At 47.5% G+C, this 24,659-nt stretch carries 26 protein-coding genes, 1 tRNA gene and 1 pseudogene; 14 read left to right on the forward strand and 14 right to left on the reverse strand.

Translation table 11 applies throughout. The features are described from left to right. Positions 1-342 precede the first annotated feature (342 nt). From ACIHKT_RS03275 to ACIHKT_RS03310, 8 genes and pseudogenes are all read left to right on the forward strand, one after another. Positions 343-675, forward strand: a complete 333-nt coding sequence (locus ACIHKT_RS03275) for a hypothetical protein (RefSeq protein ID WP_157658912.1) — start codon at positions 343-345, stop codon at positions 673-675. A gap of 77 nt (positions 676-752) precedes the next feature. Beyond that, positions 753-1,337 (forward strand): hypothetical protein, encoded by a 585-nt coding sequence (locus ACIHKT_RS03280; protein WP_174193304.1) that lies wholly within the window; start codon positions 753-755, stop codon positions 1,335-1,337. Positions 1,338-1,673: 336 nt separating this feature from the next. Next, on the forward strand, positions 1,674-2,360 hold the full coding sequence (locus ACIHKT_RS03285) for a hypothetical protein (protein WP_404352751.1): 687 nt from the start codon (positions 1,674-1,676) through the stop codon (positions 2,358-2,360). A 1-nt stretch (position 2,361) separates the two neighbouring features. Further along, entirely contained in the window at positions 2,362-3,156 is a 795-nt protein-coding gene (locus ACIHKT_RS03290) for a DUF2705 family protein (RefSeq protein ID WP_086035528.1), read from the forward strand. After that, the gene (locus tag ACIHKT_RS03295; protein ID WP_086035529.1) at positions 3,153-3,800 is read left to right on the forward strand and encodes an ATP-binding cassette domain-containing protein; all 648 of its coding nucleotides are present in this window, start codon (positions 3,153-3,155) and stop codon (positions 3,798-3,800) included. Before ACIHKT_RS03290 ends, ACIHKT_RS03295 begins: the two co-directional genes overlap by 4 nt. Further along, positions 3,797-4,171: a hypothetical protein gene (locus tag ACIHKT_RS03300; RefSeq protein WP_086035530.1), complete on the forward strand. Its 375-nt coding sequence runs from the start codon at positions 3,797-3,799 to the stop codon at positions 4,169-4,171. The genes ACIHKT_RS03295 and ACIHKT_RS03300 overlap by 4 nt, the downstream gene beginning before the upstream one ends. A 19-nt stretch (positions 4,172-4,190) precedes the next feature. Then, positions 4,191-4,490 carry a hypothetical protein gene (locus tag ACIHKT_RS03305; protein ID WP_086035531.1) on the forward strand — a complete coding sequence of 100 codons (300 nt, stop codon included), beginning with the start codon at positions 4,191-4,193 and terminating at the stop codon, positions 4,488-4,490. Between the two features lie 393 nt (positions 4,491-4,883). After that, positions 4,884-4,973: pseudogene (locus ACIHKT_RS03310) on the forward strand (MerR family DNA-binding transcriptional regulator); the annotation flags it as partial. Between the two features lie 157 nt (positions 4,974-5,130). Here ACIHKT_RS03310 and pdxT read toward each other — a convergent pair. From pdxT to ACIHKT_RS03325, 3 genes are all read right to left on the reverse strand, one after another. Then, positions 5,131-5,712 carry a pyridoxal 5'-phosphate synthase glutaminase subunit PdxT gene (gene pdxT, locus ACIHKT_RS03315; RefSeq protein ID WP_086035533.1) on the reverse strand — a complete coding sequence of 194 codons (582 nt, stop codon included), beginning with the start codon at positions 5,710-5,712 and terminating at the stop codon, positions 5,131-5,133. Between the two features lie 15 nt (positions 5,713-5,727). Then, positions 5,728-6,600 (reverse strand): pyridoxal 5'-phosphate synthase lyase subunit PdxS, encoded by an 873-nt coding sequence (gene pdxS / locus ACIHKT_RS03320; protein ID WP_086035534.1) that lies wholly within the window; start codon positions 6,598-6,600, stop codon positions 5,728-5,730. Positions 6,601-6,769: 169 nt separating this feature from the next. Further along, entirely contained in the window at positions 6,770-7,660 is an 891-nt protein-coding gene (locus ACIHKT_RS03325) for a LysR family transcriptional regulator (protein ID WP_086035535.1), read from the reverse strand. A gap of 151 nt (positions 7,661-7,811) precedes the next feature. On the opposite strand from ACIHKT_RS03325, the gene ACIHKT_RS03330 reads away from it, so the two are divergent. Then, a complete protein-coding gene (locus tag ACIHKT_RS03330; protein ID WP_236849658.1) occupies positions 7,812-8,144 on the forward strand; it encodes a hypothetical protein in 333 nt (110 codons plus the stop codon). 75 nt (positions 8,145-8,219) lie between these two features. On the opposite strand, the gene ACIHKT_RS03335 is transcribed toward ACIHKT_RS03330, so the two are convergent. The 11 genes from ACIHKT_RS03335 to nth all read right to left on the reverse strand — a co-directional run bounded on the left by ACIHKT_RS03335 (position 8,220) and on the right by nth (position 19,166). Next, positions 8,220-9,449: a DHHW family protein gene (locus tag ACIHKT_RS03335; RefSeq protein ID WP_174193298.1), complete on the reverse strand. Its 1,230-nt coding sequence runs from the start codon at positions 9,447-9,449 to the stop codon at positions 8,220-8,222. 15 nt (positions 9,450-9,464) lie between these two features. Beyond that, the gene (locus tag ACIHKT_RS03340) at positions 9,465-10,880 is read right to left on the reverse strand and encodes an MBOAT family O-acyltransferase (RefSeq protein ID WP_086035537.1); all 1,416 of its coding nucleotides are present in this window, start codon (positions 10,878-10,880) and stop codon (positions 9,465-9,467) included. A 14-nt stretch (positions 10,881-10,894) separates the two neighbouring features. Then, the gene (locus tag ACIHKT_RS03345; protein ID WP_157658916.1) at positions 10,895-11,380 is read right to left on the reverse strand and encodes a DUF4358 domain-containing protein; all 486 of its coding nucleotides are present in this window, start codon (positions 11,378-11,380) and stop codon (positions 10,895-10,897) included. Next, on the reverse strand, positions 11,367-12,164 hold the full coding sequence (locus ACIHKT_RS03350; RefSeq protein ID WP_086035539.1) for an SGNH/GDSL hydrolase family protein: 798 nt from the start codon (positions 12,162-12,164) through the stop codon (positions 11,367-11,369). Before ACIHKT_RS03350 ends, ACIHKT_RS03345 begins: the two co-directional genes overlap by 14 nt. A 226-nt stretch (positions 12,165-12,390) precedes the next feature. After that, the gene (locus tag ACIHKT_RS03355) at positions 12,391-13,014 is read right to left on the reverse strand and encodes a sugar O-acetyltransferase (protein ID WP_404352756.1); all 624 of its coding nucleotides are present in this window, start codon (positions 13,012-13,014) and stop codon (positions 12,391-12,393) included. Between the two features lie 172 nt (positions 13,015-13,186). Continuing rightward, entirely contained in the window at positions 13,187-15,823 is a 2,637-nt protein-coding gene (locus ACIHKT_RS03360; protein WP_174193297.1) for a calcium-translocating P-type ATPase, PMCA-type, read from the reverse strand. A gap of 375 nt (positions 15,824-16,198) precedes the next feature. Next, positions 16,199-16,741: a hypothetical protein gene (locus ACIHKT_RS03365; protein ID WP_086035542.1), complete on the reverse strand. Its 543-nt coding sequence runs from the start codon at positions 16,739-16,741 to the stop codon at positions 16,199-16,201. Between the two features lie 268 nt (positions 16,742-17,009). Continuing rightward, positions 17,010-17,085 (reverse strand) — tRNA-Ala (locus ACIHKT_RS03370). Between the two features lie 77 nt (positions 17,086-17,162). Next, the gene (locus tag ACIHKT_RS03375; protein WP_086035543.1) at positions 17,163-17,990 is read right to left on the reverse strand and encodes a Cof-type HAD-IIB family hydrolase; all 828 of its coding nucleotides are present in this window, start codon (positions 17,988-17,990) and stop codon (positions 17,163-17,165) included. Next, positions 17,980-18,516 (reverse strand): cysteine hydrolase family protein, encoded by a 537-nt coding sequence (locus ACIHKT_RS03380; RefSeq protein WP_086035544.1) that lies wholly within the window; start codon positions 18,514-18,516, stop codon positions 17,980-17,982. The genes ACIHKT_RS03375 and ACIHKT_RS03380 overlap by 11 nt, the downstream gene beginning before the upstream one ends. After that, the gene (gene nth / locus ACIHKT_RS03385) at positions 18,513-19,166 is read right to left on the reverse strand and encodes an endonuclease III (protein ID WP_086035545.1); all 654 of its coding nucleotides are present in this window, start codon (positions 19,164-19,166) and stop codon (positions 18,513-18,515) included. Before nth ends, ACIHKT_RS03380 begins: the two co-directional genes overlap by 4 nt. Before the next feature lie 184 nt (positions 19,167-19,350). Between nth and glyA the strand changes: the two genes are divergently transcribed. The 5 genes from glyA to ACIHKT_RS03410 all read left to right on the forward strand — a co-directional run bounded on the left by glyA (position 19,351) and on the right by ACIHKT_RS03410 (position 24,595). Beyond that, positions 19,351-20,604, forward strand: coding sequence for a serine hydroxymethyltransferase (gene glyA / locus ACIHKT_RS03390; RefSeq protein WP_086035546.1), 1,254 nt, complete (start codon positions 19,351-19,353; stop codon positions 20,602-20,604). A 75-nt stretch (positions 20,605-20,679) separates the two neighbouring features. Beyond that, positions 20,680-21,960, forward strand: coding sequence for a replication-associated recombination protein A (locus ACIHKT_RS03395; RefSeq protein WP_086035547.1), 1,281 nt, complete (start codon positions 20,680-20,682; stop codon positions 21,958-21,960). 44 nt (positions 21,961-22,004) lie between these two features. Further along, positions 22,005-22,673, forward strand: coding sequence for a flavin reductase (locus ACIHKT_RS03400; protein ID WP_086035548.1), 669 nt, complete (start codon positions 22,005-22,007; stop codon positions 22,671-22,673). A gap of 132 nt (positions 22,674-22,805) precedes the next feature. Beyond that, positions 22,806-23,651 carry a transketolase gene (locus ACIHKT_RS03405; protein ID WP_086035549.1) on the forward strand — a complete coding sequence of 282 codons (846 nt, stop codon included), beginning with the start codon at positions 22,806-22,808 and terminating at the stop codon, positions 23,649-23,651. Beyond that, positions 23,651-24,595: a transketolase family protein gene (locus ACIHKT_RS03410; RefSeq protein WP_086035550.1), complete on the forward strand. Its 945-nt coding sequence runs from the start codon at positions 23,651-23,653 to the stop codon at positions 24,593-24,595. Before ACIHKT_RS03405 ends, ACIHKT_RS03410 begins: the two co-directional genes overlap by 1 nt. Positions 24,596-24,659 lie beyond the last annotated feature (64 nt).

Raw genomic sequence — 24,659 nt, forward strand, 5'->3', positions numbered from 1 at the left:
AGCGGTCGGTGATTTATCACAGAAAAAGCAAATAAGCTTCGGCATGGCGTTGGATTGAAAAATGTGCAGATGGTCGTCGATAAATATATCATGGAGATTTATTTCTTACCTGGACAGGATACATTTGGATTTTTAGTGCCTTTTTCGGATTATTCAGCAAAAAATCTACCAATTATTACAATCTGGCTTGAAATGGAAAAATTGGTGGTATAATATTAAAGAACAATGGTAGAAAGATGCGTTGAAAGCATGGAATGAAAGACTTGCGGATGAACTTGCTCCGAAAACGTTCCGTACAGAAGAGAAAAAAAGAATCTACCAATACGGGACTTCTCTTTTTAATTGGCGGTGTACGCTGCTCCTGCTTTTGCGGGAAGTGACGGTTGGACAAACTGTGAACTGAAAGAATGGCGGACACCAAACACTTTGGTTATTGCACCGGTTAGCGGGCATTATGAAAAAGGGGTTGGTGCAGTTTCAGATGCGTATTTGAATGACAAGCTTGATTGGAACAAAAAAATATATTTGGATATATATCAACTTGTTTGCAATGAACGTGTAGTAGATACATTTACAATGGGAAAAGGATCGGGGCATGCTCATTATAACTATCCCTGTGTTAAAAATCTAACACTCCATTATCCGGAACGTGTGATTTCGGTTAATTTAATGTAGTAGCTTGGAAGAGAGAAATTGCTTACAGGCAATTCCTCTCTTTATGCTTATAAATGCGCTTTTATGGGAGGAATTTTATGTTACGGCAAGAATTGAAACGAGATTTTAAAGACATGATGCGATGTAGAGAATTTTATTTTGCATTGTTGCTGTCTTTCGCACTTATTTTTGGTGTGCTTTTCTTTTGTCTATTTTCATTTTATAAAACCGATGTTACATATTTAAATCCAGCTTATGTTTACTGGGGACCGAATGGGACTGGTTTTTATTGGGGCGATAGTTATGGGGGAAATACATTTCCCAATTCAATTATGAATCAAGTCTTTGTGAGAATGGCAATGCCTTTCCTTGCTGCATTAGCCTATGCATATCACAGCTTTGATGACCGAAAGAGCGGCGTTGCCAATGTGGTGATTCCAAGGGTAGGAAAGCAAAATTATTATCTTGGCAATCTGCTGACTTCTTTTTTAGGTGCATTTCTAATTGTGCTGATTCCACTGGTTTTGGAGCAGGTCGTTTTGTTGATTTGCTGCCCTGCTAGTACACCATATATGATTGCGGACAGACCATATATAGACAATTACAGCCATATGTTTGGCAATACAATTGGTGGCAGCTTTACCGCATTTCAGCTAAACCATCCGTATCTAAATAATATCTAAATAATTTTTTGTATTGCCTCGTTCCAGCATTAACATCTGGCTTGTTTGGAGTCGTTGCATTTGCTCTATCCTTATTTTTACGCAAAAGTCGCTTTTTAGTGCTGACTTTGCCGGGAATTGTGTGGATGGTTGTGGGTTTCCTGATTGGGAAGTTCAACTTTAAAATGGATCCCAGTTATGCTTTATTTGCAAGTGGCAACATTATGCTGTTTCCAATTGTTGCGGCGGTGCTTGCTGGAATTTGTGCACTACTTGTGGTGTTGTACAAGCGCTTTCAGAAGGATGAGTCGTTATGATAAAAAAATATCTAGAACTGCGAATTCGTGAGCGAAAGTTGTGGGCTATTGTAGTACTTTTGCCGCTCTATTTTTCCTTATTCCTTTATTCCCTGATTTATTAAATGCAGCAACTTGGGACGAAGGAAAATTTGTTTTCTTCGACGCTACTTATGAATCTGTTTTTGGAATGTGGAGCGTTGCATTTATTGAGGTTCCATTTTTTATTCTCTGCCTGCTTTTTAGTCAAGACTTTTTCCTGAATTCTGCTGTGCGTGTCCGATTTGGAAGCAATCAGAAGTTTTGGTGCCAGTGGTTGAAAGTGATGCTGTTGGAAAGCGCTGCTTATGTAATTTATCTGTATCTGTTGCTTTTCCTTCGACTGGCAGTTGCAGGCCAGTGGAGCGGTATGCGGGGACAGAGAACCTTTTTACTGCAGGGATTTATCCTGCAAGTGTTGACTTTTCTTTTGATGGATATTCTATTTTGCGCGATTACTTTTATTGGAAGAAATAGTGTATTAGGTGCTGCAGTAGTGTATGCATTCGTGTTGTTGGATTATGTGGTTTCATCTACAAAAGCACTTATAGACCTCAAATTCTTTTTGAAAACTATTTGTGTTGCACCACCTTTTATGGATGACTTTCTGCTAGAGTTGTTGTTGCTGGTTGGTTTGACGGTGGGGCTATTTCTATTACTTCCGGTAATGTCTGACCATGTGGACAGCCTGAAAAAAGAGGTATCCTAGTATGCGCCGAAAGAAATATTTACGTGATTTTTTAGAGTGTTTGGCAGCTGCGGCTCTGTTTTTATTTATTATGGTTCGCAATTTATCCACGGTGCAGGACAGCCATATGGAACAGTATTTTATACAGAATTTTATGGGTATCGTTGTTTATGGTACAGATATATCACAGGTTTTGTTGCAAATTGTCCCGGAAATTGTTGTCTTTTATATCTTTTCAGGCGTGTTTTTGGCAGATTACGAGATTAACTTTGTGTATGTTTTTACAAGGGTTGGCAGCAAGCAACGTTGGTTGCTGAAAAAAGCAGTGGAACTTTTAATGAAAGTTGTTGTTTTATGGTTGCTGATTTTTGTCCTCAGTTTTCTTTTTGGAACGGTGGGTGGATTCACTCTATCTTCGGAAAGTATGAGTATATATGGACGGCTGTTCTTATTTCAAACGGTGTCGATGTTTTTTATGCTGTTTGTTCAGAATTTTGCTTCGTTGTCGATTGGCAGAAGCAAATCTTTTTTACTGCTTCTAATTTTTTATGCTGCCAGTTTGGCACTGGGAGTATTATTTTATAATAAGAGTTCACAAATTAATTTAATTCTTTCATTACTGCCGCCCAGTAGCCAGATGTATATCTGGCACAGCGACAGCCCGCTTGCAAATCTTTGGGATAAGCCACTCAAGGGATTTACCACTGCTTTTTCTATGATATGGATGGCAGTTTTGTTTGTTGTTTCTTATGTCCTATCAGCTGTTATTTTACAGAAAAAAGACCTAATCGAACTCGTGAAAGGGGAATCTGCATGACCGCGATTGAGATTCAGAATATGTCAAAAACAATAAAAGGCCAAACAGTATTATCCAATATTAACTTAACGCTGGAGACAGGAGGAAGCTACGAATTTTACGGTCACAATGGCTCTGGAAAATCCATGCTGTTTCGTGCAGTTTCCGGTTTAATTCATCCAACAGAAGGCAGTGTTAAGGTGTTTGGAAAAGAATTAGGAAAAGAAATCTCGTTTCCTGAAAGTATGGGACTAATTATAGAGAATGTTGGATTTTGGCCTTATTACACAGGTTTTGAAAATTTGCAGGTGCTGGCGTCCATCCGCCACATTATTTCAGATGAGGAGATTAAAGAAAGCATTCGCCGTGTAGGATTGAACCCGGAGGACAAGCGCACCTATAAAAAATACTCGCTCGGTATGAAACAGCGTCTTGCAATTGCGCAAGTGGTAATGGAAAAACCAGAGCTAATTATTCTGGATGAACCAACAAATGCTTTGGACGAAGAAGCAGTGGAAGCCGTGCGACATTTGATTCGTGAGGAACAGAAACGCGGGGCAACTATTTTGATTGCAAGCCATAATAGGGAAGATCTTAAACAGATGTGCGACCAGTACTATAAAATGACAGATGGCAAATTGGAAGAAGGCGAACTGCAGGAATGAAGTGGAAATGGTATCTGATACCTGCGGCTCTATGCTTGGCTTGCGTCGTCTTTGCGGGAATCATTCGTTTTTCCTATACGGACAGTGTGAAAAATGAAATTTCTTCTTATCTTTATTTGCCGGTTACAGAAAAAAGTTGGGAAACAGTTTTTAAAGATGCAGGTGTGAAAAATACGAACGATTTAGTAAAGCAGGCTGATTTAATTGCACGAGTTCAATTCAATGGAGAACGACTGGTTCGGGATAACGGCTTATATTCAACCATTCATGTGCAAAAAATTTATAAGGGCAACATACAAAAGGAAGGGCAGAATATTATTTTAACAGAAAGTATGTCCGTCTTTCAAAAAACGAAATTTTTTAAATTGTAATATGCCAATGTGGATTCCATTGCAAAAAAATTCGGAATATCTTGTGTTGCTTAAAAAATTACCTTTTGATAAGGCAAGAAAACTGAATGATTTTCAACAAAGACAATATTATCCTGTTACAAACAGTCCTGCAGGCTGCTTCTTACTTGGAAGTGCAAAAAAGACTTTTTTATCAAGTGACAAGGATGCCAAAAGTCCGAATCTGCAGACACTGGCTGGAGAGTCCCTATTTGCTTCCAGCCAGCAACAGATTGATGAGTATTATCAAATAAAGGAGCAAGTACTCCAGGAACTGAAAATTGCCGAAACAGGAGCATGATATCTGTTTGGGTATCCATAGACAGTTGGTCCAGTCTATCGTTCCAGTTGTGAAGTACATATTAAGTGCATTTTTCTGATAATCGTTATTTGTAAAAGTACAAAAGGTTTATATGAGCACAAAAAATTATATATATCAATTGTTTGGAATCAGATTGGATTTTCAAACACCGAGTGGGAATCACAGCAGGAGACTTATAATTTAATATAGTTTATTTCAAATGACAGGTAGTCCTCGGATTATCTGTCATTTTTATATTATCCCGAAGCAGACTCTTTCTTTATTTTTAAAACTTTCTCTAAAACTATTGACTGTTACGTTACGTAATAGTGTAAAGTATGATGATGGTTTGAACATAACACGAGAGATGTAAAAAGATGGGGACAGTTGGAATTGAAAATAAACGAGGTTGCAAAGCTGACAGGTGTTTCGGTTCGCACTTTGCACTATTATGATGAAATCGGCCTATTTGTGCAAACTGAGCATATATTATAGTTAAAGCCGAAATCCCGGAGATTTCAAGGGATTTCGGCTTTTTATCATGCCAAATGCATATGGAAAATTTTATTCAAAGAAGTCCTCGGATTTTTTATCCACAGCAATGGTAAGGCGCGGCCTTTTACATGGAGAGAATTTTATTTTAGGAGGCTTTTTGTGCGGCCCGTCTGACCATGTCCAGAAAATATGCGTGCACACGTGTATCCGCGGTTAATTCCGGGTGGAACGCGGTGACCAGCATATTTCCCTGCTGTGCGGCAACGATTTTGCCGTTTACTTCGGCCAACGGCTGGGCGGCACCAAAGGTGCGGGAAATATAGGGCGCACGGATAAACGTCATTGGGATGCTGTCAATGCCAGCGAACGGTGCTACAGTTGTGAAGCTGCCCAACTGCCGCCCATAGGCATTCCGCTTTGCCGCAATGTCCATTCGGGAAAGACAGGTGGGTCCATTTTCCACCTGCTTTGCAAGCAGCAGCAGACCGGCACAGGTTCCGAAAATCGGTACACCGTGGTCAAGCTGTTCTGAAAGCGGCTGTTGCAGACCGAGTTCCAGCAGCAGTTTACGCATGACTGTGCTTTCACCGCCGGGAAGAATAAACCCATCAAAAGAATCGTTCATATCTGCACGCTGACGAATTTCACGGCTTTCCACACCCAGACGGTGCAGCATGGCACTGTGTTCCGCAAAAGCACCCTGCAGTGCAAAAACACCTATTTTCATTTTTACAGTGCCTCCTTATTTGCCGCGTTCCGCCATTAACAGCGCAATTTCATCTGCGTTAATGCCGACCATTGCTTCACCCAAGTCCGTGGAAAGTTCAGCGAGCATTTTGGGGTCCTTGTAATTTGTCACAGCTTTTACGATAGCAGAAGCACGTTTGGCAGGGTTGCCGGATTTAAAAATGCCGGAACCGACAAATACGCCTTCAGCGCCCAGCTGCATCATCAGCGCGGCGTCCGCCGGAGTTGCAATGCCGCCGGCCGCAAAGTTGACAACAGGCAGACGGCCGTTATCGTGTACCGAGCGTACCATACGGTAGGGGACCTCCAGCTGTTTGGCGGCCTCGTACAGTTCATCTTCCCGCATACTTTGAATGCGGCGAATTTCACTGTTCATTTTCCGCATATGCCGCACGGCCTGTACAACATCTCCCGTGCCGGGTTCCCCTTTGGTGCGAATCATGGAAGCACCTTCCGCAATGCGCCGCAGTGCTTCACCGAGGTCCTTTGCGCCGCAGACAAAGGGGACTTGAAACTTTGTTTTGTCGATATGATAGACATCATCGGCAGGGGAGAGCACTTCACTTTCATCGATGAAGTCTATTTCAATTGCCTGCAAAATTTGGGCTTCTACAAAGTGCCCAATACGCACTTTGGCCATCACAGGAATGGACACAGCCTGCTGAATGCTGCGAATCATTTTGGGGTCACTCATACGGGAAACACCGCCGGCGGCCCGAATATCGGCAGGAATGCGTTCCAGCGCCATCACCGCACAGGCACCAGCCTGTTCCGCAATTTTGGCCTGTTCCGGGGATGTAACGTCCATAATGACGCCGCCCTTCAGCATCTGTGCAAGGTCTTTGTTCAGCTCATACCGGTTTTCCATAGCTCTATCCTCCATTATTTTCTTTAATTGCATTATATTATACAAGAATCTGTACTGATTACAATACACAGAAGATAGAAAACAATAGGTAACAGTTCATGTACAGCGCCGAACCGTGAATATCCGCTGCAATCATCCATTTCATAGAAACGCTTCTTTTTTGATAGGGTCAGTGTTCTTCCGGCAGCATTTGTTTCAGTGCCTTTGCCGCCATGCTCAGCGGTCGGGCAGTATCTTCAATTAAGCAGACCGAACGGGTAGGAACCGGTTCCGTCAGCGGAATTTGTACAATGCGTTTCTGTGCGATTTCCGGCTCGGCTAGCTCCGCCGGATAGAAGCCAATGCCGAGGTCGTACTGCACCATCGGCAGTACTTGGTCCATTGTCGCGGCTTCTACATCTGCCTGTAGAGGAAGGCCGTACTCTGCGAACCAGTGCCGGTACAGTTCACGGGTGCCGGTGCCTTCTCCCAGGCAAATGAACGGGCAATCCAGCAGGTCTCGCAGGGAGTGGGGCTTTTTTGCCAGTTCGGCATACTGCGGTCCGCCGATGAGAACTTCCCGAAAAGAATAGAGAATGCCTTCGTTCAGCGGCTTTCGCACATCAGCTGGAGTTGTCACAACCGCAAAGTCCGCCAGCCCATTCTGCAGGGCGGCGACAGCCTGCGGCGTAGAGTGATTGGAAATACGCAGACGAATGCCCGGATACTGCCGGTGAAACCGCTGCAGCTGTTTCAGTAAAAGCAGGTGCAGTGCTGTTTCACTGGCGGCGATGGAAACAAGCCCGTGCTTCATGCTGTGTTCACCCGCCAGCTCCTGCTGTCCGGCGAGGAGCTGCTCATAAGCAATGGAAACGTGCGCGTACAACCGACGCCCCTCCGGCGTCAGCTTTGTTCCCTTGTTGGAACGAACAAACAGGGTGCACCCCAGCTGCTGCTCCAACGCGTTCATGCAGCGTGTGATGTTTGGCTGACTGTTGTGCATAGCCCGCGCCGCTCTGGTAAAGCTGTGGTATTGTGCCGCGTAGTAAAAAATGCGGTAATAATCATAAGTGATTTCCATAAGCATTTCCGTCCTATCCATATCAATATCATATAGAAGCAATAGCAAATATAGTTTTTACAGACTGCGCTGTGCTTAGTATAATAAAAAGTACAGAGAAATGCAAATGGGTAGCAGAGAGTCATCTTTGTGGCAAAAGGAGCGTAAATGAATGATTGACGTTGTGCAAATCTGTGAAATTGCGATGCTTTGTACGTTTGGGGTATCCTGGCCGTTTAACATTGCCAAGTCGGTACATTCCCGTACTGCAAAAGGCAAAAGCGTTTTGTTCGAGATTTTGGTGGTCACCGGCTATGGATTTGGCTTGTTCAGCAAGTTGTGGACATGGGCACAAGGCGGTCAGTTAGCCTATTCTGTATGGTTCTACCTTGCGGATATTGCTATGGTCTGTATTGACCTGGTTCTGTATGCCCGCAACGTAAAGCTGGATAAACTTCGTGATGCCGCTGAAGAAGAGGCCATGGAAATGGGCGCCGTGGAATAAATCAAATATTGCTTCTTCAATGCACAAAAGCCGCTCCCTATACAGAAGGGAACGGCTTTTGCTATATAGCACATTTTATTTTGCTGTCATCTTTGCGGAGGAAAGCACATCTGCAAGGTCGGTGTCCGCAGCAAATGTATTCAGATTGTAGAGGAACAGAACATCGGTAACATTTTCGCCGGACATGATTTTTCCGACGTTTTCGTAGTAATACCGCGGGTCTACCAAAATGATTTCCTCATAGTAGGGAGTTAGGAACTGCACGAAGCAGTTGGCATAGGAATCCTTAAACAACAGTAGGCATTTGCGGTTGTTGTTGGTAGTGTGAATGGTCACAAGCGGGTGGTTACCGCCCAGAAATACCGTGTATTTGTCTTTTGCTTTCAGCGCCGCGCTTTGGTAAAGGGAGGCGCTTTTTTTATGGCTGTCCTCATAGGTTACATAGTAGCTGTTTTCACTGTTTTTAGGTATGTACACCTCGATGCTGTCCTGATAATCGTAACAGCCGCTTTTGGAAGCCATGGTGCCCTCAAAACGGTTGGTAACCGTGTAGATGTCGCATTTTTTCGGTGGATTTTGTATGCCGAGGCCGCCTGCCATGGCGTGAAACGCATAACTTGCACCTAGGCTGGTCCAATGGTGGTCGGTGTGGTAATAAATATTTTCCTTCTTGTGTGCGGAGAGGGCACTGGTCACATCGGTAAAAGAAACCTGCTGATTCAGGTGTGCCTTGATGTTTGCGAGGTCCGCTTTTTGGTCCCGTACTGGTGCGTTTTTTGGCAGTTTGTCGGATAAAACGCAGGCGGCATTGGGCACAACTGTCATGTGCATATGAACGCTGTTGTATTTTTCGGCAAAAGAATTGATAGCATCTATGCTTTTCTGCACCGCGCTGTTATCCGGTTCCGCCGGCTTTTCCATCAGATAGCCGTCTTTTCCGAGGTATACGCCGTTGGATTCCTGTACACCTTTTATCCGGTCCTGCTTCAGTTTGAATGTAATCCAGCCATCCCTGCCGAAGAACTGGTCTGAAACGTAGGACTGCAGCCCGGTGGTATAGCTGCCGTCTAATAGGCTCTGTACGGAAAACTTCGGCCATTCTGCCAGATTCCTGTTTTCGTTTACGGAAAAGCTTTTATCAGGCACTACAAGGTTTATGATTACTGTCAGCAAAACCACCACAAGCAGTGTCATTCCGGTTAAAATGGACAGACGTTTCTGCAGCAGTGCGCGCTTTTTCTGCGTTGCCCGACGCCGTGTTTCAATGGTCTCCTTCCCGGAGGCTTCTGTATCACTATCAATCATTTTTATAGCCTCCTGTCAGAATTTGAAGTAAAGGAATGTGCTGTAGGTTGAATTGACCATATAGGCCATGGACAGGACCAAAATCAAACAGCAGCTGACAATTCGCAATGCCAGCCGGTACTTTCCGCGTGCCATGGCGGAAATGCCGCGGCCGATTCGTGCGGCGGCCGGCGTGGCACCGAAGGCACCAATGATAATCAATGCCAGACTTTGTGTAAGATAATAGCGGCCGGCCGCGTCCGCTGCGGCGGGGGCACCGATGCCGAACATTCTTCCAACCCAGAGCAGACCAGAGGGGAGGGTGGGCGAGAAGAAAAAGACCCAGCCAATCATTACCATCAGCATGGTGAATATGTGCTTTACAGCCGCAGGTATCTTGGGCAAAAAATCTTTCAGAACAAATTTTTCAAGAAGCAGCAGCGCACCGTAGAAACCGCCCCAGAAAATGAAGTTCCAGGCGGCGCCATGCCACAGGCCGGTCAGCAGCCAGACAATGATGATATTCCGGATATTTTTGGCAAGGCCGTTCCGGTTGCCGCCCAGTGGAATATAGACATAGTCGCGGAACCACCGTCCAAGGGAGATGTGCCATCTCCTCCAGTATTCTGTAACGCTTTCAGAAATATAAGGGTAATCAAAGTTTTTGGCAAAGTCAAAGCCGAACATTTTCGCAAGGCCAATCGCCATGTCGGAATATCCGCTGAAATCAAAATAAATGACCAGTGTGTAAGTAATGCAGCCCACCCAGGCTGTCAGTGTGGAAATACCGTTTGCCGGCAGAGCTGAAACCGCAGTAAAGGTTGTGTTTAGGCCGTCGGCCAAAAGCACTTTTTTGCCAAGGCCGATAATAAAGAGTTTGGCGCCTTCACCGAACTTTACAAGGTCACAGCTGCGGTGAGTCAGCTGGTCCACCATGTCATGGTACTGCACAATCGGTCCGGAGGTGATTTTCGGGAAAAAGCTGACATAAACCGCAAAATTGATGAAATTTTCCTGTACAGGTGCTTTTTCCATGTAAATGTCAAAAAGATAAGAGAGCGCCTGGAATGTATAAAAAGAAATGCCAATCGGCAGCGGCAGCGGCGTATAGGTGAGGGACAGATGAAAAAGATGATTGATGTTTTCAATTAGAAATCCGTCATATTTAAAGAAGCCGAGCAGCAGCAGATTCACTACAGTGGCTATAACCATATAGGTCAGTGCCGCGTGTCGTTTGTCCGCTGCTTTGCTGCGGGCAATGCCAAGGCCGGCAAAATAGTTAAAAAAGATGCTGAAAGCAAGGAGCACCATGTATTTTGGCATGCCCCAGGCGTAAAAAAGTAGGCTGATTACAACGAGGGCCGTGTTCTTTGCTTTCTGCGGTACCAAATAGTACAGCAGAAGGCTGATGGGGAAGAAAGCAAAAAGGAAAATAAGACTGCTAAATGTCATTGCTTCTGCCCCCATTAGAGTGTTTTCTGAAAAGCAGCGTCCGCCGCTTTTGCGTTTTTGGTTGCTGCGAACAAGACATAGTTTCCGGAAATATCTGTAACGCTGTTTTGCAGCATTTCATATTGTCCGACACCATAGCCGTTAAAATTCTTTTTCTGCACGGCCAGCCGTGCTTCCACAGCGGCCTTTACTTCATCCTGCTGTTTGATGTCCGTCAACTTTACAATTAAAATTTCATTGGCAGTGGCGGCGGAAGTCGGGTAATAAAGCACAGTCCCGTTGTATTTCCCGGGTTCTAGACCATACAGCCGCTTTACCATGCTGTTGTCGCCCTCTTCCATCTGGGACATATCCGTAACCGAGGTAACGGCGTGCGAAACAGTCTTTATATCCGCTTTGCTGATTTTTCCCGATTTTTGCAGGAAACCTATAAATAGCAGAAGAACAGCGACACATACGGCCATCGCTGCAGGAATCAGAAAGCGTTCAGTCTTTTTCATGATTATAAACCTCAGATAAAATGGTGTTGGCCCAGAAGGGGTAAAATGTTTCTTTATAGTGAATGCCGTCCGGTTCAAACAGGTCAGTGTGCGCTTCACAGACAGCGGTTGCATCAATATAAGAAATGGAATTCTTTTTGCAGTATGCTTTGATGGCTGTGTTATATTCCGCTAGGCGGTAATAAGATGTTGACTCCTGATAGGCAGGGGACTGCACCGGCAGAATAGAGTTTACATAAACCGTTGCGCGCGGGCAAAGCTGCTTTAAAATAGATACAGTTTGACCAAGCTCTTCCGTATAGGCCTGTATGTTGTTCCAGTCACCGGATTCGATATCATTTAAACCATACATCAGAAAAATGCGGGACGGGTTGAGCGCTTTTAGCGCAGTAACCTGATTTTTTACATCTGTAATTTGAGAGCCGATTTTTGCGAGGACACGTCCTTTTTCCAGCAATCCATTTTCATAAAATGCAGATGCACGGGAGTCACCCAAAATCGCATAGTCCTGAAACTGGTCCCAAATGGAACCTTTCCCAGACGCGATTTTTGCCATCGTTTCCTGCTCCCGCATGGCCGAAACCTTTGCTTCCACAGCGGAAGTGCTCGCCTTTTCCATCTGCTCCAGATGTGCCGCACCAGCGGCCGCCGCGCGGTCCGAGGCGCTTTGCTTCTGCGCGCTTTTGTAGGCGGCGGAAACCGATGCCGGCACAATGATGACAATCAACAGGGCGGCTGCCGCCGCAAGAAAGACAGGCAAAATGTGCTTTATTTGTTTTTTCATAATACTTGATTCATTCTTCCTCTTCTATGAAGATAGCTATAGCCTGACAGGATTTCCCACCTATATATAGGATAGGCAGGACACGGAAATCCTGAGAAAATCTAAAGAACATTATGGCATATCTGACAGGTCGCGTCAAGGAAAGATGATGGCTTCATGCATCTGCATAAAAGTTGACCGCTTATTTTCCAATATACCGCATAGTTGCCCGCAAAGGCATAAAGATTTATTCGGGGCAGACAGCTGCCCATGCTTCCGGGTCGAATTTTTTGTCCCGATAGTAAAATCTTTTATCGTCTTCTGTAATGGGGCGCAGGACGCGGCACGGATTTCCCGCGGCCACAACATTGTCGGGAATGTCATGGGTAACAACACTGCCGGCACCGATAACGCTTCCGCTCCCAATGGTGACGCCGGGCAGAACAACAGCACTGCCGCCAATCCACACATTATCCCCAATTTTTACAGGTATGCCGTATTCGTACTGGGAGCGGCGGGCCGCCGGGTGAATGGGGTGGCCGGCCGTATAAATGGCAACGTTTGGGGCCAAAAGAACGTGATTCCCTATTTCAACACTTGCCACGTCCAGGATAGTGCAGTTGTAGTTAATAAATAGGTGACTCCCGACGGAAATGTGTGTTCCATAATCACAGTGAAAAGGCGGAATAATGTACAGCCCTTTTCCGGCTTTCCCGATGATTCGATAGGCCAGAGATGTTAGCTGGTCGGTCTGTTCTGCGTCCGTGTGATTGAAGGCATAAAGCAGTTTTTGAGTTGCTTTCATTTCGTTCTGTACGGCGTTGTCAGCTATATAAGCGAGCCCAAGGTCACGGCGAGTGCGGTTATCCATAATATAGCTTCCTTTCTGTTATGTTTTTACTTCTATTATAGCAGGTACGGTTGGACGGCAGCAAGTTACTGCAGCGCTTTTGGTGACACGGCCGGGGCCAGCAAAAATGCTCCCTGCTACAGGACAGCCTGTAAACAGAGAGCATTTAAGTGTCTTTATGCGGAAAGAGCGCTTATCTGCGGCGTTCCAGTTTCCGCTGGAAAAACTTTACGATTTCAACAACCGGAATGACCGAGAACGCCAGCAGCATAGCTGTGAAGTATTCTTCGGCGGAAATTTTCATGAAGCCAAAAGCGTTTGCCAACGGCGGAACAAAGATAACAACGGAAGTCAGTACCAGGGAGCCAAGCATAGCTCCAAGCAGGGCTTTGTTCTGACAGTGCAGGCTGAAAATAGAGTTGCGCTGCGAGCGCATATTAAAGGAGTGGAAAATTTCAGCCATAGACAGTGTCAGGAACGCCATGGTCATACCGTCCGGGCTTTCCGCAATCTCCCATACACCGTGTTCCATAAAATGGCCGACAAAGTAAGACACCAGTGTCACAATGGAAATTAAAACGCCCTGATAAATCAGGTCGGCGCCCATACCGCGCGCGAAAAATCCTTCTTTGGGGTTCCGCGGACTGCGGCTCATTAAGCCATTCTCTTTCTTTTCCAAGCCAAGAGCCAGCGCGGGGAAGCAGTCGGTAATTAGGTTAATCCACAAAAGGTGGGCAGGCTTCAAAATCGTGAAGCCAATCATGGTGGCTACAAAGATGGAGATAACTTCACTTATGTTGGAGCTTAATAGGAACTGAATAGCTTTGCGGATATTATCGTAAACGCGGCGGCCTTCTTCTACAGCAGAAACAATAGTTGCGAAGTTGTCGTCTGCCAGAATCATATCCGCGACGTTTTTAGTTACGTCCGTGCCGGTGATGCCCATACCAACGCCGATGTCGGCGCTCTTAATAGCGGGCGCATCATTGACGCCGTCACCGGTCATGGCGGTAATCATGCCGCGTTTTTTCCATGCGTTGACAATACGAACTTTATGTTCCGGCTGAACTCGTGCGAATACCGTATATTTATCAACGTTCTTTTCCAGCTTTTCATCACTTAGGTCGTCCAGTTCAGCACCGGTAATGGCCTGGGAAGGGTCCTTCAAAATGCCCAGCTGAGAGGCAATCGCCGCGGCGGTGTCCTTGTGGTCACCGGTAATCATGTTAACACGGATGCCAGCGCCCCGGCATTCGTTTACAGCAGCTTCCACTTCTGGACGGACAGGGTCAATCATACCGACAAGGCCAATAAAAGTAAGCTTTTCTTCCATATCACTGGATTTGTAAGAACTTGGTTTGGTGCTATACCTGCGGAATGCCGAACCTAGCACACGCAGCGCCTTATCTGCCATGCGCTTATTTTCGCCTAGAATCTGGCTGCGCATTTCCGGTGTCAGGGGAATTTCACGGCCGCCTTTGTAAACACAGGTGCAGTGTTTCAAAATAACGTCCGGTGCACCTTTTGTATACTGAATGAAGCCTTCCTGCGTGGGGTGTACGGTAGACATCATTTTTCTGCCAGAGTCAAACGGAATTTCACCTACACGCGGTGCGCTTTCTTCCAGTTCATTCTTTTTCAGGCCGAGAGAGGTCGCGTAGTTGACCAGCGCATTTTCTGTCGGTTCACCTACGGCTTTTCCATCGTGACCAAGGCGGGAGTCACTGCACAGTGCCAGCGCCGTAGCAAGCACACTTTCACTGTCCGTAAAATGGTCCACAACGGTCATGCGGTTTTGGGTAAGCGTTCCGGTTTTATCCGTGCAGATGACCTGCGCGCAGCCCAGTGTTTCCACAGCGGTTAAGCGGCGGATAATGGCATTGCGTTTTGACATATTAGAAACGCCGATGGAAAGCACAATGGTGACCACAGCGGCCAGACCTTCCGGAATGGCAGCAACAGCCAGGCTAATCGCAATCATAAAGACGTTAATGATAGATTTTTCGCTGAAGTTTCCGGAACGTATCAGGCTGAAAACGAAAATCACGGCACAGATACCGATAACCAGCCATGTCAGGATTTTGCTGAGCTGCTTCATCTTAATCTGCAGCGGCGTCAGGTTATGCTTGGCGTTGACAAGGACCGAGGCAATTTTGCCCATTTCTGTGTCCATGCCAACGGCGGTGACTACCGCTTTGCCGCGTCCGTAGACGATGGTGCTACCCATAAAGACCATATTGGTCCGGTCGCCAAGCGAAATGTCTTTTTGACCGTTTAAAGGAAGCGCGTCCGTCGCTTTTTCAACCGGCACTGATTCGCCGGTCAGGGAAGACTCCTCTGCCTTCATGCTGACGCTTTCCAGAACACGGCAGTCGGCGGGGACAGAGTCGCCGGCCTCCAGAAGGACCACATCGCCAACGGCAAGGTCTTCGCTCTTTACAGATGTGATTTCTCCGTTTCTGTAAACTTTGGAGGTCGCCGCAGTCATCTTTTTCAGCGCTTCCATCGCTTTTTCCGCTTTGCTTTCCTGTAATACACCCAATATAGCGTTGACAATTACGACAAACAGAATAATGAATACATCCGCGTAGGATTCGCCCGAATAAGCGGCTGTCACGCCGGATAGGATTGCTGCGACAAGCAGAATAATGGTCATCGGGTCACTCAGCTGTGCCAACAGCCGCTTCCACAATGGCACACGGTTTTCCTCTGCCAGCTTATTTTTTCCGTTTCGTTCCAGCCGTGCGGCGGCTTCCTCCGAGGAAAGGCCTTTCGATGTGCTTTTGCACTTCTGTAGGACGGAATCCTTGTTTTCCAGATAGAATCTCATATAGATCCTCCTTATAAAATATAGACAAAAAAAAACAAGACTCATGCGTTGGTAGCAAACCAGGCATGAGTCTCGTTTATCAGGGCAAGCCAGACCATTTTGGCCATGTATGTTGACTTGGCGCACGCATCGGCTGATGCGTGTAAACTACTCCCTCATTACACAGCTATTCTATCAGCTGTATGGCCTTTTGTCAATCTCTGACAGGAGTTTTCTGCATGAGACTTTTCTATTGTTCCATTCGGATGGGGGGATATACCGCCAGCGGAGCAGAAAATGCGGATGCAGGCCATATAGCGGAAAGAGTGTTTCGGAACGAAAAACTTTATAACGAAATAAATATAAAAGGCAGAGTGGTTGGCTCCGCCTTTCTCTTTAGGGCCTATAGAATTGTTTCATCATTCCCATGGCCATATAGTCACCCATTTGCAGGGCCTGTGCACTGATATCATCAAATTCCGCAATATCTTTTTCGTAGAGGCCGTCAATACGATAGTTTGTTTCTGCTTCGATCATTTTCAAATGGCAGTGCAGCATTTCTTCCCATTTTTCTTGTGACCAGAAACAGTTAATGCTGGCAAGAAAGCAGGCGATCTCATCTGCATTGACATACCATTTCTTTCGCGCATCGTCCGCAAGGTCCGTTTTGCCGTCCTTTGCGGCGTTGACGAGCTTTGACCCAATCATAAGGTGCTCTGTCAATAGGTCCTGAAATTTCTTTGCCTTTTGCCTGCCGTAATATTGACATAGAACCTTGGCAAAATCGTTTGGATTGCGCAAAAGGCGGTTGGTCACATATTTTAGGTCATTTAATTCGGACAACGTACTAATGATAAATAGCCTCGTCCATATAACGTGCTGTGTCCATAGGTCACGAAAGACAAGTGTCAAATTTTTCTGACTGCAACAGGTATTCATAGAACCTCCTTATCACATTTGGTTGCTGCTACGTTAAACGCATGGGTCATTATAGAATATGCAGCAATCAGAAACAGCGCAATAAAAAATTATGCTATGATAAAGGGGGCATACATAGAGCCGACGTCGCCGAGACCAAGCAAAGGGCTGCCTGCCGAGAGCATTTTTATTTGAAAAGTAGTCAAACTGTAGTCAAAACTCAAAACGGGTAAAAAACAACCGCACGGAAAAACCATGAAAAACGGCTTAACCATGCGGCTTATCGCTTTGGTGGAGCATAGGGGGATCGAACCCCTGACCTCAAGATTGCGAACCTTGCGCTCTCCCAGCTGAGCTAATGCCCCAAATGCAACAAACTATATTATTGCATACTATTGGTATCTTGTCAAGGGATTTTACAAAAATTGCGACCAGCAAAAAACTAAAGAGAAATAAAGCGCCTGACTGCTTTCGCCAGCCCGTCATGGTCACAGTCGTCCGTTACGAAAGCAGCATGCTGCCGAATCTGCGCGTTGGCGTTTCCCATGGCAACACTTGTGCCGGCCCAATCCAGCATTGTAATATCATTGTGTCCGTCGCCGACTGCCATGACCGCTTCCTGCGGGATATGCAGCAGACCGGCCAGCACCTGCAGACCATTTCCCTTAGTGGCGGTCGCGCTGGTAAGCTCTATCACGTTTTCCAGTGAAGTGGTCACAGCCAGCTCCGGCCATGTGCAGAACTGGTCCCAGCAGTGGCGGCATTCCTGCATTTCCTGGAAAATAGAAAAAACTTTTTCCGGGCGCAGATGCTGGCTGCGGACAAACTGCTGCAGGTCGGGGACCGGTGTGCGGGAATCGAGAAAGCTCTTTAAATGAACGGGACTAATGCCGTATTTCATCGGGTCCTGATAATGCTCGATTGTGGTGTACGCTTTTCCGCCGATATATACGTCACAAGATACGTCGGGATAGCAACTTAGTTCATCCAGTACACGCAAAGCAAGGCTGCAGTCCATCAAATCCTGATACAATACCTTTTTTTGTAAGCAGTCATAAACCACGGCGCCGTTGCTGCAAAGGCAGTAACGAATGCCGTGTACTTTCTGCAGTTCCGGCGGCAGGCCGGAGTACTGCCGCCCAGTTGTGGGGACAATGTAAACGCCCGACTGAATGGCGCATTCCAGTGCGGCCTGGTTTTCGGCGGAAAGTGTGTTTTTGCTGTTCAGTGTGGTGCCATCCATATCAATTGCCAGTAACTTAATGTTCATAGGAATCCCCCACGATATGTATTTGCATTCCTTCCATGCAGTGAAGAGCTTCTACATTTTGACGGGCGTCTGCTGCGGCAGTACAGGAAGCATCCACAAAAACGGTGGCTTCCGGCAAGGCGGCTTTTGCAAGGACCGCATTAGAAAGAACACAAATGTTGCTGACTAGGCCCCCAAGTTCCACCTCATCATATTGCTTTTCCTGAAGAAAGGGGATAAGGTCCGCACAGCCAAAGCATGGCTTTTCAAATCTTCGGCAGCCCTGCAGCAGCTTTGCAGTGCGGCCATACAATTCCCACCCGGGTGTGCCTTTGACACAGTGGACTATCGGCAGTGCGTACCCTTCCGCGGTCTGCAGGTAAGAATCTGTGTGTGTATCCATAGTATAAATAACGTCCTGCCCGGCAGTACGGTACGCTTCAATCTTTTGGCAGATAGGCGCTTCCAGCTGTTCCGCACCGGGAAAACCAAGCGTGCCTGTTACAAAATCATTTTGGAAATCGACAACAATAAAAAGCCGTTTCATTTTTTGCTGTTTTCCTCCTGTTCCGCTAAATATGTTTTACAGAATGTGCGCATACAGCACAGATGACATTTCGGACTGCGGGCGGTACACACAGCCCGTCCGTGCAGAACCAACCGGTGGCAGAAAAGATTGCTTTCCTCCGGCGGGAGAACGGCACGAAGCTGTGTTTCCACCTTTCGGGGGTCCTTTCCGGAGGAAAGGCCCAGCCTGCCGCAAATGCGGATGCAGTGTGTATCGGTTACAATGGCCGGCTTGTGATAAATGTCGCCGAGGATTAGGTTGGCTGTCTTGCGGCCCACGCCAGGCAGCTTTGTCAGCTGCTCCATTGTGTCCGGCACTTTACCGCCGAAGCTATCCCGCAGCATACGGCACATGGCACAGATATCACGCGCTTTGGTCTTATAGAGTCCGCAAGAGTGGATATATTCACCGACTTCTTCCGGTTCCGCTTCACAGAATGTTTCCAGGGTGGGGAAGCGCGCAAACAGTGCCGGCGTTACTTTGTTGACACGGGCATCCGTGCACTGCGCAGATAGGCGGGTGGCAATCAGCAGCTGCAGCGGGTCCGTATAGGTCAGCGAGCAGGCCCCGTTCGGATATTCTTTTTTTAGGGCCTCTACTGCCAGTTGTGCCCGCTCCTTTGTAGCCATTTTGGTATCACCCTTTCCGATTTGTTTGCTGTACTATATCTTATCGCAAAAGAGAAAAATAGTAAAGGAAGCAAGGCCAAACGCGTAAAAATTCCTTTTCTGTACTTTCCCGCGGAGATGTGTTGAGTTTTTTTGCATCAAACGGTATAATGAAAAGAAAACTCAACAGGCAAGGAGAATGGATATGTACAAGGATTTGATAGACACCATTGGATTCGTCAAAAATGCCGACCCCGAAGTTGGCAATGCCATGCAGGACGAGCTTTCCCGGCAGCGCCGCAACCTGGAGCTGATTGCCTCTGAAAATATCGTTTCTCCAGCAGTTATGGCAGCCATGGGCAGTGTTCTTACCAATAAGTACGCGGAAGGTTATCCCGGAAAGCGGTACTACGGCGGCTGCCAGTATGTTGATGTGGTAGAAGAAATTGCCCGCAAGCGTGCCTGCCAGCTTTTTGGCGCTGAGCATGCCAATGTACAGCCGCATTCCGGCGCACAGGCAAACATTGCCGTTTATTTTGCGTTGCTGAAGCCCGGTGATACTGTCATGGGCATGAATCTTAATGAAGGCGGACACCTAACACATGGTTCTCCTGTCAACATTTCCGGCACTTATTTTAACTTCGTTCCGTATGGAGTCGATTCCAAAACCGGACGAATTGACTATGACAAGCTAATTGAACAGGCACAGCTGGTAAAGCCGAAGATGATTGTCGGCGGTGCCAGTGCCTATCCGCGTATCATTGACTTTAAAAAATTCCGGGAAGCGGCGGATTCCTGCGGTGCTATCCTGATGATTGACATGGCACATATTGCCGGACTGGTCGCCGCGGGCGTGCATCCCAACCCGGTAGAGTACGCCGATATTGTCACCACTACCACCCACAAGACACTGCGCGGCCCGCGCGGCGGCATGATTCTATGCAAAGAGAAATACGCGAAAGCCATTGACAAGGCTATCTTCCCGGGCACGCAGGGCGGCCCGCTCATGCACATCATTGCTGGCAAGGCAGTTTGCCTGGGCGAGGCTATGAAGCCTTCCTTTAAGGAATATGGCAAAAAGATTGTTGAAAACGCACAGGCACTGGCCAAGGGCCTTCTGGACCGCGGCGTCAAGCTGGTTTCCGGCGGCACAGACAACCACCTTCTGCTGGTGGACCTGACCGGTATGGACCTGACCGGCAAAGAGCTGGAAACCCGCCTCGATTCCATCCGCATTACCGCGAATAAGAACACTGTGCCGGGCGAAACACGCAGCCCCTTTAAGACTTCCGGCCTGCGTTTGGGTACGCCGGCCGTTACCACACGCGGTATGCAGCCGAAGGACATGGATATTATTGCTTCCTGCATTGCGGACACCATTCGTGACTTTGACGGCACCAAGGAAGCTTCTTTGGCCAAAGTGGGCGCCCTGTGCAAAAAATACCCGCTGTACGAATAAAAAACGGATGTTTGTGCCCAAGCACGCATAAGAATAAAAGAACGGACAGCCGCCTGCCGGAAAGGATGTGTTCCTATGTCAGCTCCTCTCGCAGACCGTATCCGGCCCAAAACGCTGGATGACATTGTCGGTCAGCAGCATCTTTTGGGACCGGGACGGCCGCTGCGCCGCATTATTGAAAGCGGAGAGATTCCCAACCTGGTTTTTTATGGACCTTCCGGTGTAGGGAAGACAACGCTTGCTTCGATTATTGCCCGGCGTACTAAAAAGCATTTGTGTAAGCTAAATGGTACTTCCGCTTCCACTGCGGATATTCGTGCCGTCGTCAGCAAAGTTGGTACGCTGGAAGCTGTCAACGGGATTCTGCTGTATTTAGATGAGATTCAGTATTTTAATAAGAAGCAGCAGCAAACTCTTTTGGAGTTCATTGAAAACGGCGATATTACACTGATTGCCTCTACCACAGAAAATCCGTATTTCTATGTATACAATGCCATACTCAGCCGTTCAACGGTGTTTGAATTTAAGCCGGTTGAGCCGAAAGATATTGTTCCCGCTGTCGAACGGGCTTTCCGCTTCCTTTCACAGGAACGCGGGAAACCGATTAAAGCGGAGCCGGAAGCGGTTCGCCGCATTGCATTTTCCTGTGGCGGCGATGTACGCAAGGCGATGAATGCGGCGGAACTGTGCGCGCTGGCCGCGGAAGAAACGGACGATGCACTGCAGGTTACGCCGGAATTGGCTGCAGAGCTGACACAAAGCAGTGCGCCTCGTTATGACCGGGAAGGCGACGAACATTACGATATTGTTTCAGCCTACCAGAAATCCATGCGCGGTTCGGACCCGGATGCGGCACTGCATTATCTGGCGCGTCTGCTGGCTGCGGGTGACTTGCCGTCTGCCTGCCGCCGCCTAATGGTTTGTGCGTGCGAGGATGTTGGCCTTGCCTATCCGCAGATTATTCCAATCGTCAAAGCTGCCGTGGATGCGGCACAGATGGTTGGTTTGCCGGAGGCACGCATTCCGCTGTCCGATGCGGTCATTTTGGTTTCTCTGGCACCCAAAAGCAATTCTGGGGAAGCTGCCATTGATGCGGCGCTGACGGATGTCAAAGCGGGCAGAGCCGGTCCGGTTCCGCGCTGCCTGCAGAACAAACATTACGACAGTGCCGAAGTAAAGCGCAAAGGTCAGTTTTATAAATACCCGCACATATACCCGAATCACTGGGTGCAGCAGCAGTACCTGCCGGACACCCTGCAGGGAGCTGCTTATTACACCCCGGGGGAAAACAAGACAGAGCAGTCCTATGCGGCATATTGGCGCCACATTAAAAAGGAAGAAACACCGGATAAATAGGGTGGTGAATTTCTGCCTTTTGAAAAAGGGAGGTACAGGCTGCCATGAAAAATGAATCTCTTTTCAGTTTCACATATGGAATGTATGCCATTGGTGTGACAGACGGGAAACACCCTTCAGCCAGTATCGTCAACACCGTTTCACAGGTTTCCAATCATCCGAATTTGCTGACGGTCAGCATTCACCGCAGCAGTTACAGCTATGCGTGTATTCACAAAAACGGCCTGTTTACGGTCAGCGTGCTTAGTGAGGACACTTCCGGAGCGGTTATCGGGGCACTGGGGCTTACTTCCGGCCGCAGCAGCAGAAAGCTGGATAATATCCGCTACAAAATGCTGCGCGAAGGTGTACCGGTTATCCGGGAAAACAGCTGCTGCTGGTTCCTGTGCAAAGTGATTGATTCTATGGAAACGCCTTCCTACACTGTTTTTCTTGCGAAAGTCCTTGCTGGGAGCGATAGGGTTGTCGGCACACCAATGACTTATTCGTACTACCGCAACGTGATTAAAGGAAGCGCACCCCGCAATGCCCCGACATATCAGGAGCCGACACCGGATCGCTCCAACAGTGACGGCGAAGCGTTTGCCTGCACGGTGTGCGGTTATTTGTATCACGACGCCATTACACCCTTTGAGGAGCTGCCGGAGGATTGGGCTTGCCCTATCTGCGGCGCAACAAAATCTGCTTTTGTCCGCCAAACAGCGGAAATATAAAAAGACCGGCTGCGGCAATTCTAATTTGCCGCAGTCGGCTTTTGTGTTTTCTGCATAAAATACTTGTATGAAAAACGACATTAGAGTATAATGAAATCGCAAATGTGTTACATAACCTTCAGGAGGGATATCATGAACAGCACGGAAAAAAAAGCACTTGCGGTGACTGCCTGTAAAGTTCGTATGGGCATCATCGAGGGCGTCTATCATGCAAAGTCCGGCCATCCCGGCGGTTCCCTTTCAGCAGCCGATATGTTTACATATCTATACTTCCGGGAACTGCACGTTGACCCGAAAAATCCGAAGGACCCACAGCGCGACCGTTTTGTCCTGAGCAAAGGTCATGCTTGCCCAGGTCTGTACGCTGCTTTGGCGGAACGCGGCTTCTTCCCGCGTGAAGAGCTCAAGTCCCTGCGGCACATTGGTGCCATGCTTCAGGGCCATCCGGATATGAAACATACACCCGGCATTGATATGAGCACAGGTTCCTTGGGACAAGGTATTTCCGCTGCCTGCGGTATGGCTTTGGCTGGTAAAATGGACAAAAAAGATTACCGCGTTTATGCCCTGCTGGGGGACGGCGAAGTGGAGGAAGGTCAGGTCTGGGAGGCTGCTATGTTTGCCGGCCACCACGACCTGGACAACCTGTGCGAAATTGTAGATTCCAACAAGCTGCAAATTGACGGTCCTGTTTCTGAAGTTGGCGGTTCATATCCGATAGACAAAAAATTCGAGGCATTTGGCTTTGATGTACAGACCATTGACGGCCATGACTTTGACGCAATAGAAAAAGCCTTTGCGCACGCACGCACCGTTAAGGGCAAGCCTTCCTGCATCATTATGAATACCATTAAGGGCAAAGGTGTTTCCTATATGGAGAATCAGGTTGGCTGGCATGGAAAAGCCCCGGATGAAGAACAGTATCACCAGGCAATGACAGAACTTAAGGCAGAACTTGCCAGACTGGAGGCAGAATGATGGCTGAGATGATAAAAAAAGCAACTCGTGAATCGTTTGGTCTGGCTGTTACAGCTGCCGCAAAAGAAAATCCGAACATCGTCGTGCTGGACGCTGACCTTGCGCAGGCTACGAAGACCGCTATTTTTAAGAAAGCTTTTCCGGAGCGCTTTGTCGATGTTGGCATTGCGGAGTGCAATATGATTGGCATTGCGGCCGGTTTAGCGACTTGCGGCAAGATTCCGTTTGCGGCTAGCTTTGCCATGTTCAGTGCCGGCCGCGCCTTTGAGCAGGTCCGCAACTCCATTGGGTACCCTCACTTGAACGTGAAAGTGGTTGGTTCCCATGCAGGTGTTTCAGTTGGTGAGGACGGTGCAACGCATCAGTGCCTGGAGGATATTGCTTTAATGCGCTCTATTCCGGGCATGGTTGTTATCAATCCGGCGGATCACTATGAGATGACCGCGGCAGTTCGTGCACTTGTGGATTATCAGGGCCCCGCTTATCTGCGCTTATGCCGCCTGCCTGTGGAAAGCGTCAACAACAACGACGATTATCGTTTTGAACTTGGCAAGGGCATTACCCTGCGGGACGGCAGTGATATCACGGTCGCAGCCACGGGCTTGATGGTTTCGGAAGCGGTAAAAGCTGCGGATGCGCTGAAAGCAGAGGGCATTTCTGTTCGTGTGTTGGATATCCACACCATTAAGCCGCTGGACAAAGAACTGATTGCCAAGGCTGCACGCGAAACCGGAAAGATTATTACCGTTGAAGAACACAACATCATTGGTGGACTGGGTGAAGCGGTCTGCAGTGCGCTGTGTGAATCTTATCCAGCTCCGGTTATCCGCATGGGTACACATGACTGCTTTGGTCATTCCGGCCCTGGTGCAGAGCTGCTGAAAGAGTTTGGCCTTTGTGCAGAGGGCATTGCAAAAACGGTCAAGCAGGCACTTGGTAAATAAAGGAAAATATATATTTAGCAAGAATATAATAAAAGGACCGCTGCGTATTGCAAAACGCGGCGGT

The organism is Caproicibacterium sp. XB2 (genome assembly GCF_044880635.1).
In the GTDB taxonomy this organism is placed as follows: domain Bacteria; phylum Bacillota; class Clostridia; order Oscillospirales; family Acutalibacteraceae; genus Caproicibacterium; species Caproicibacterium lactatifermentans.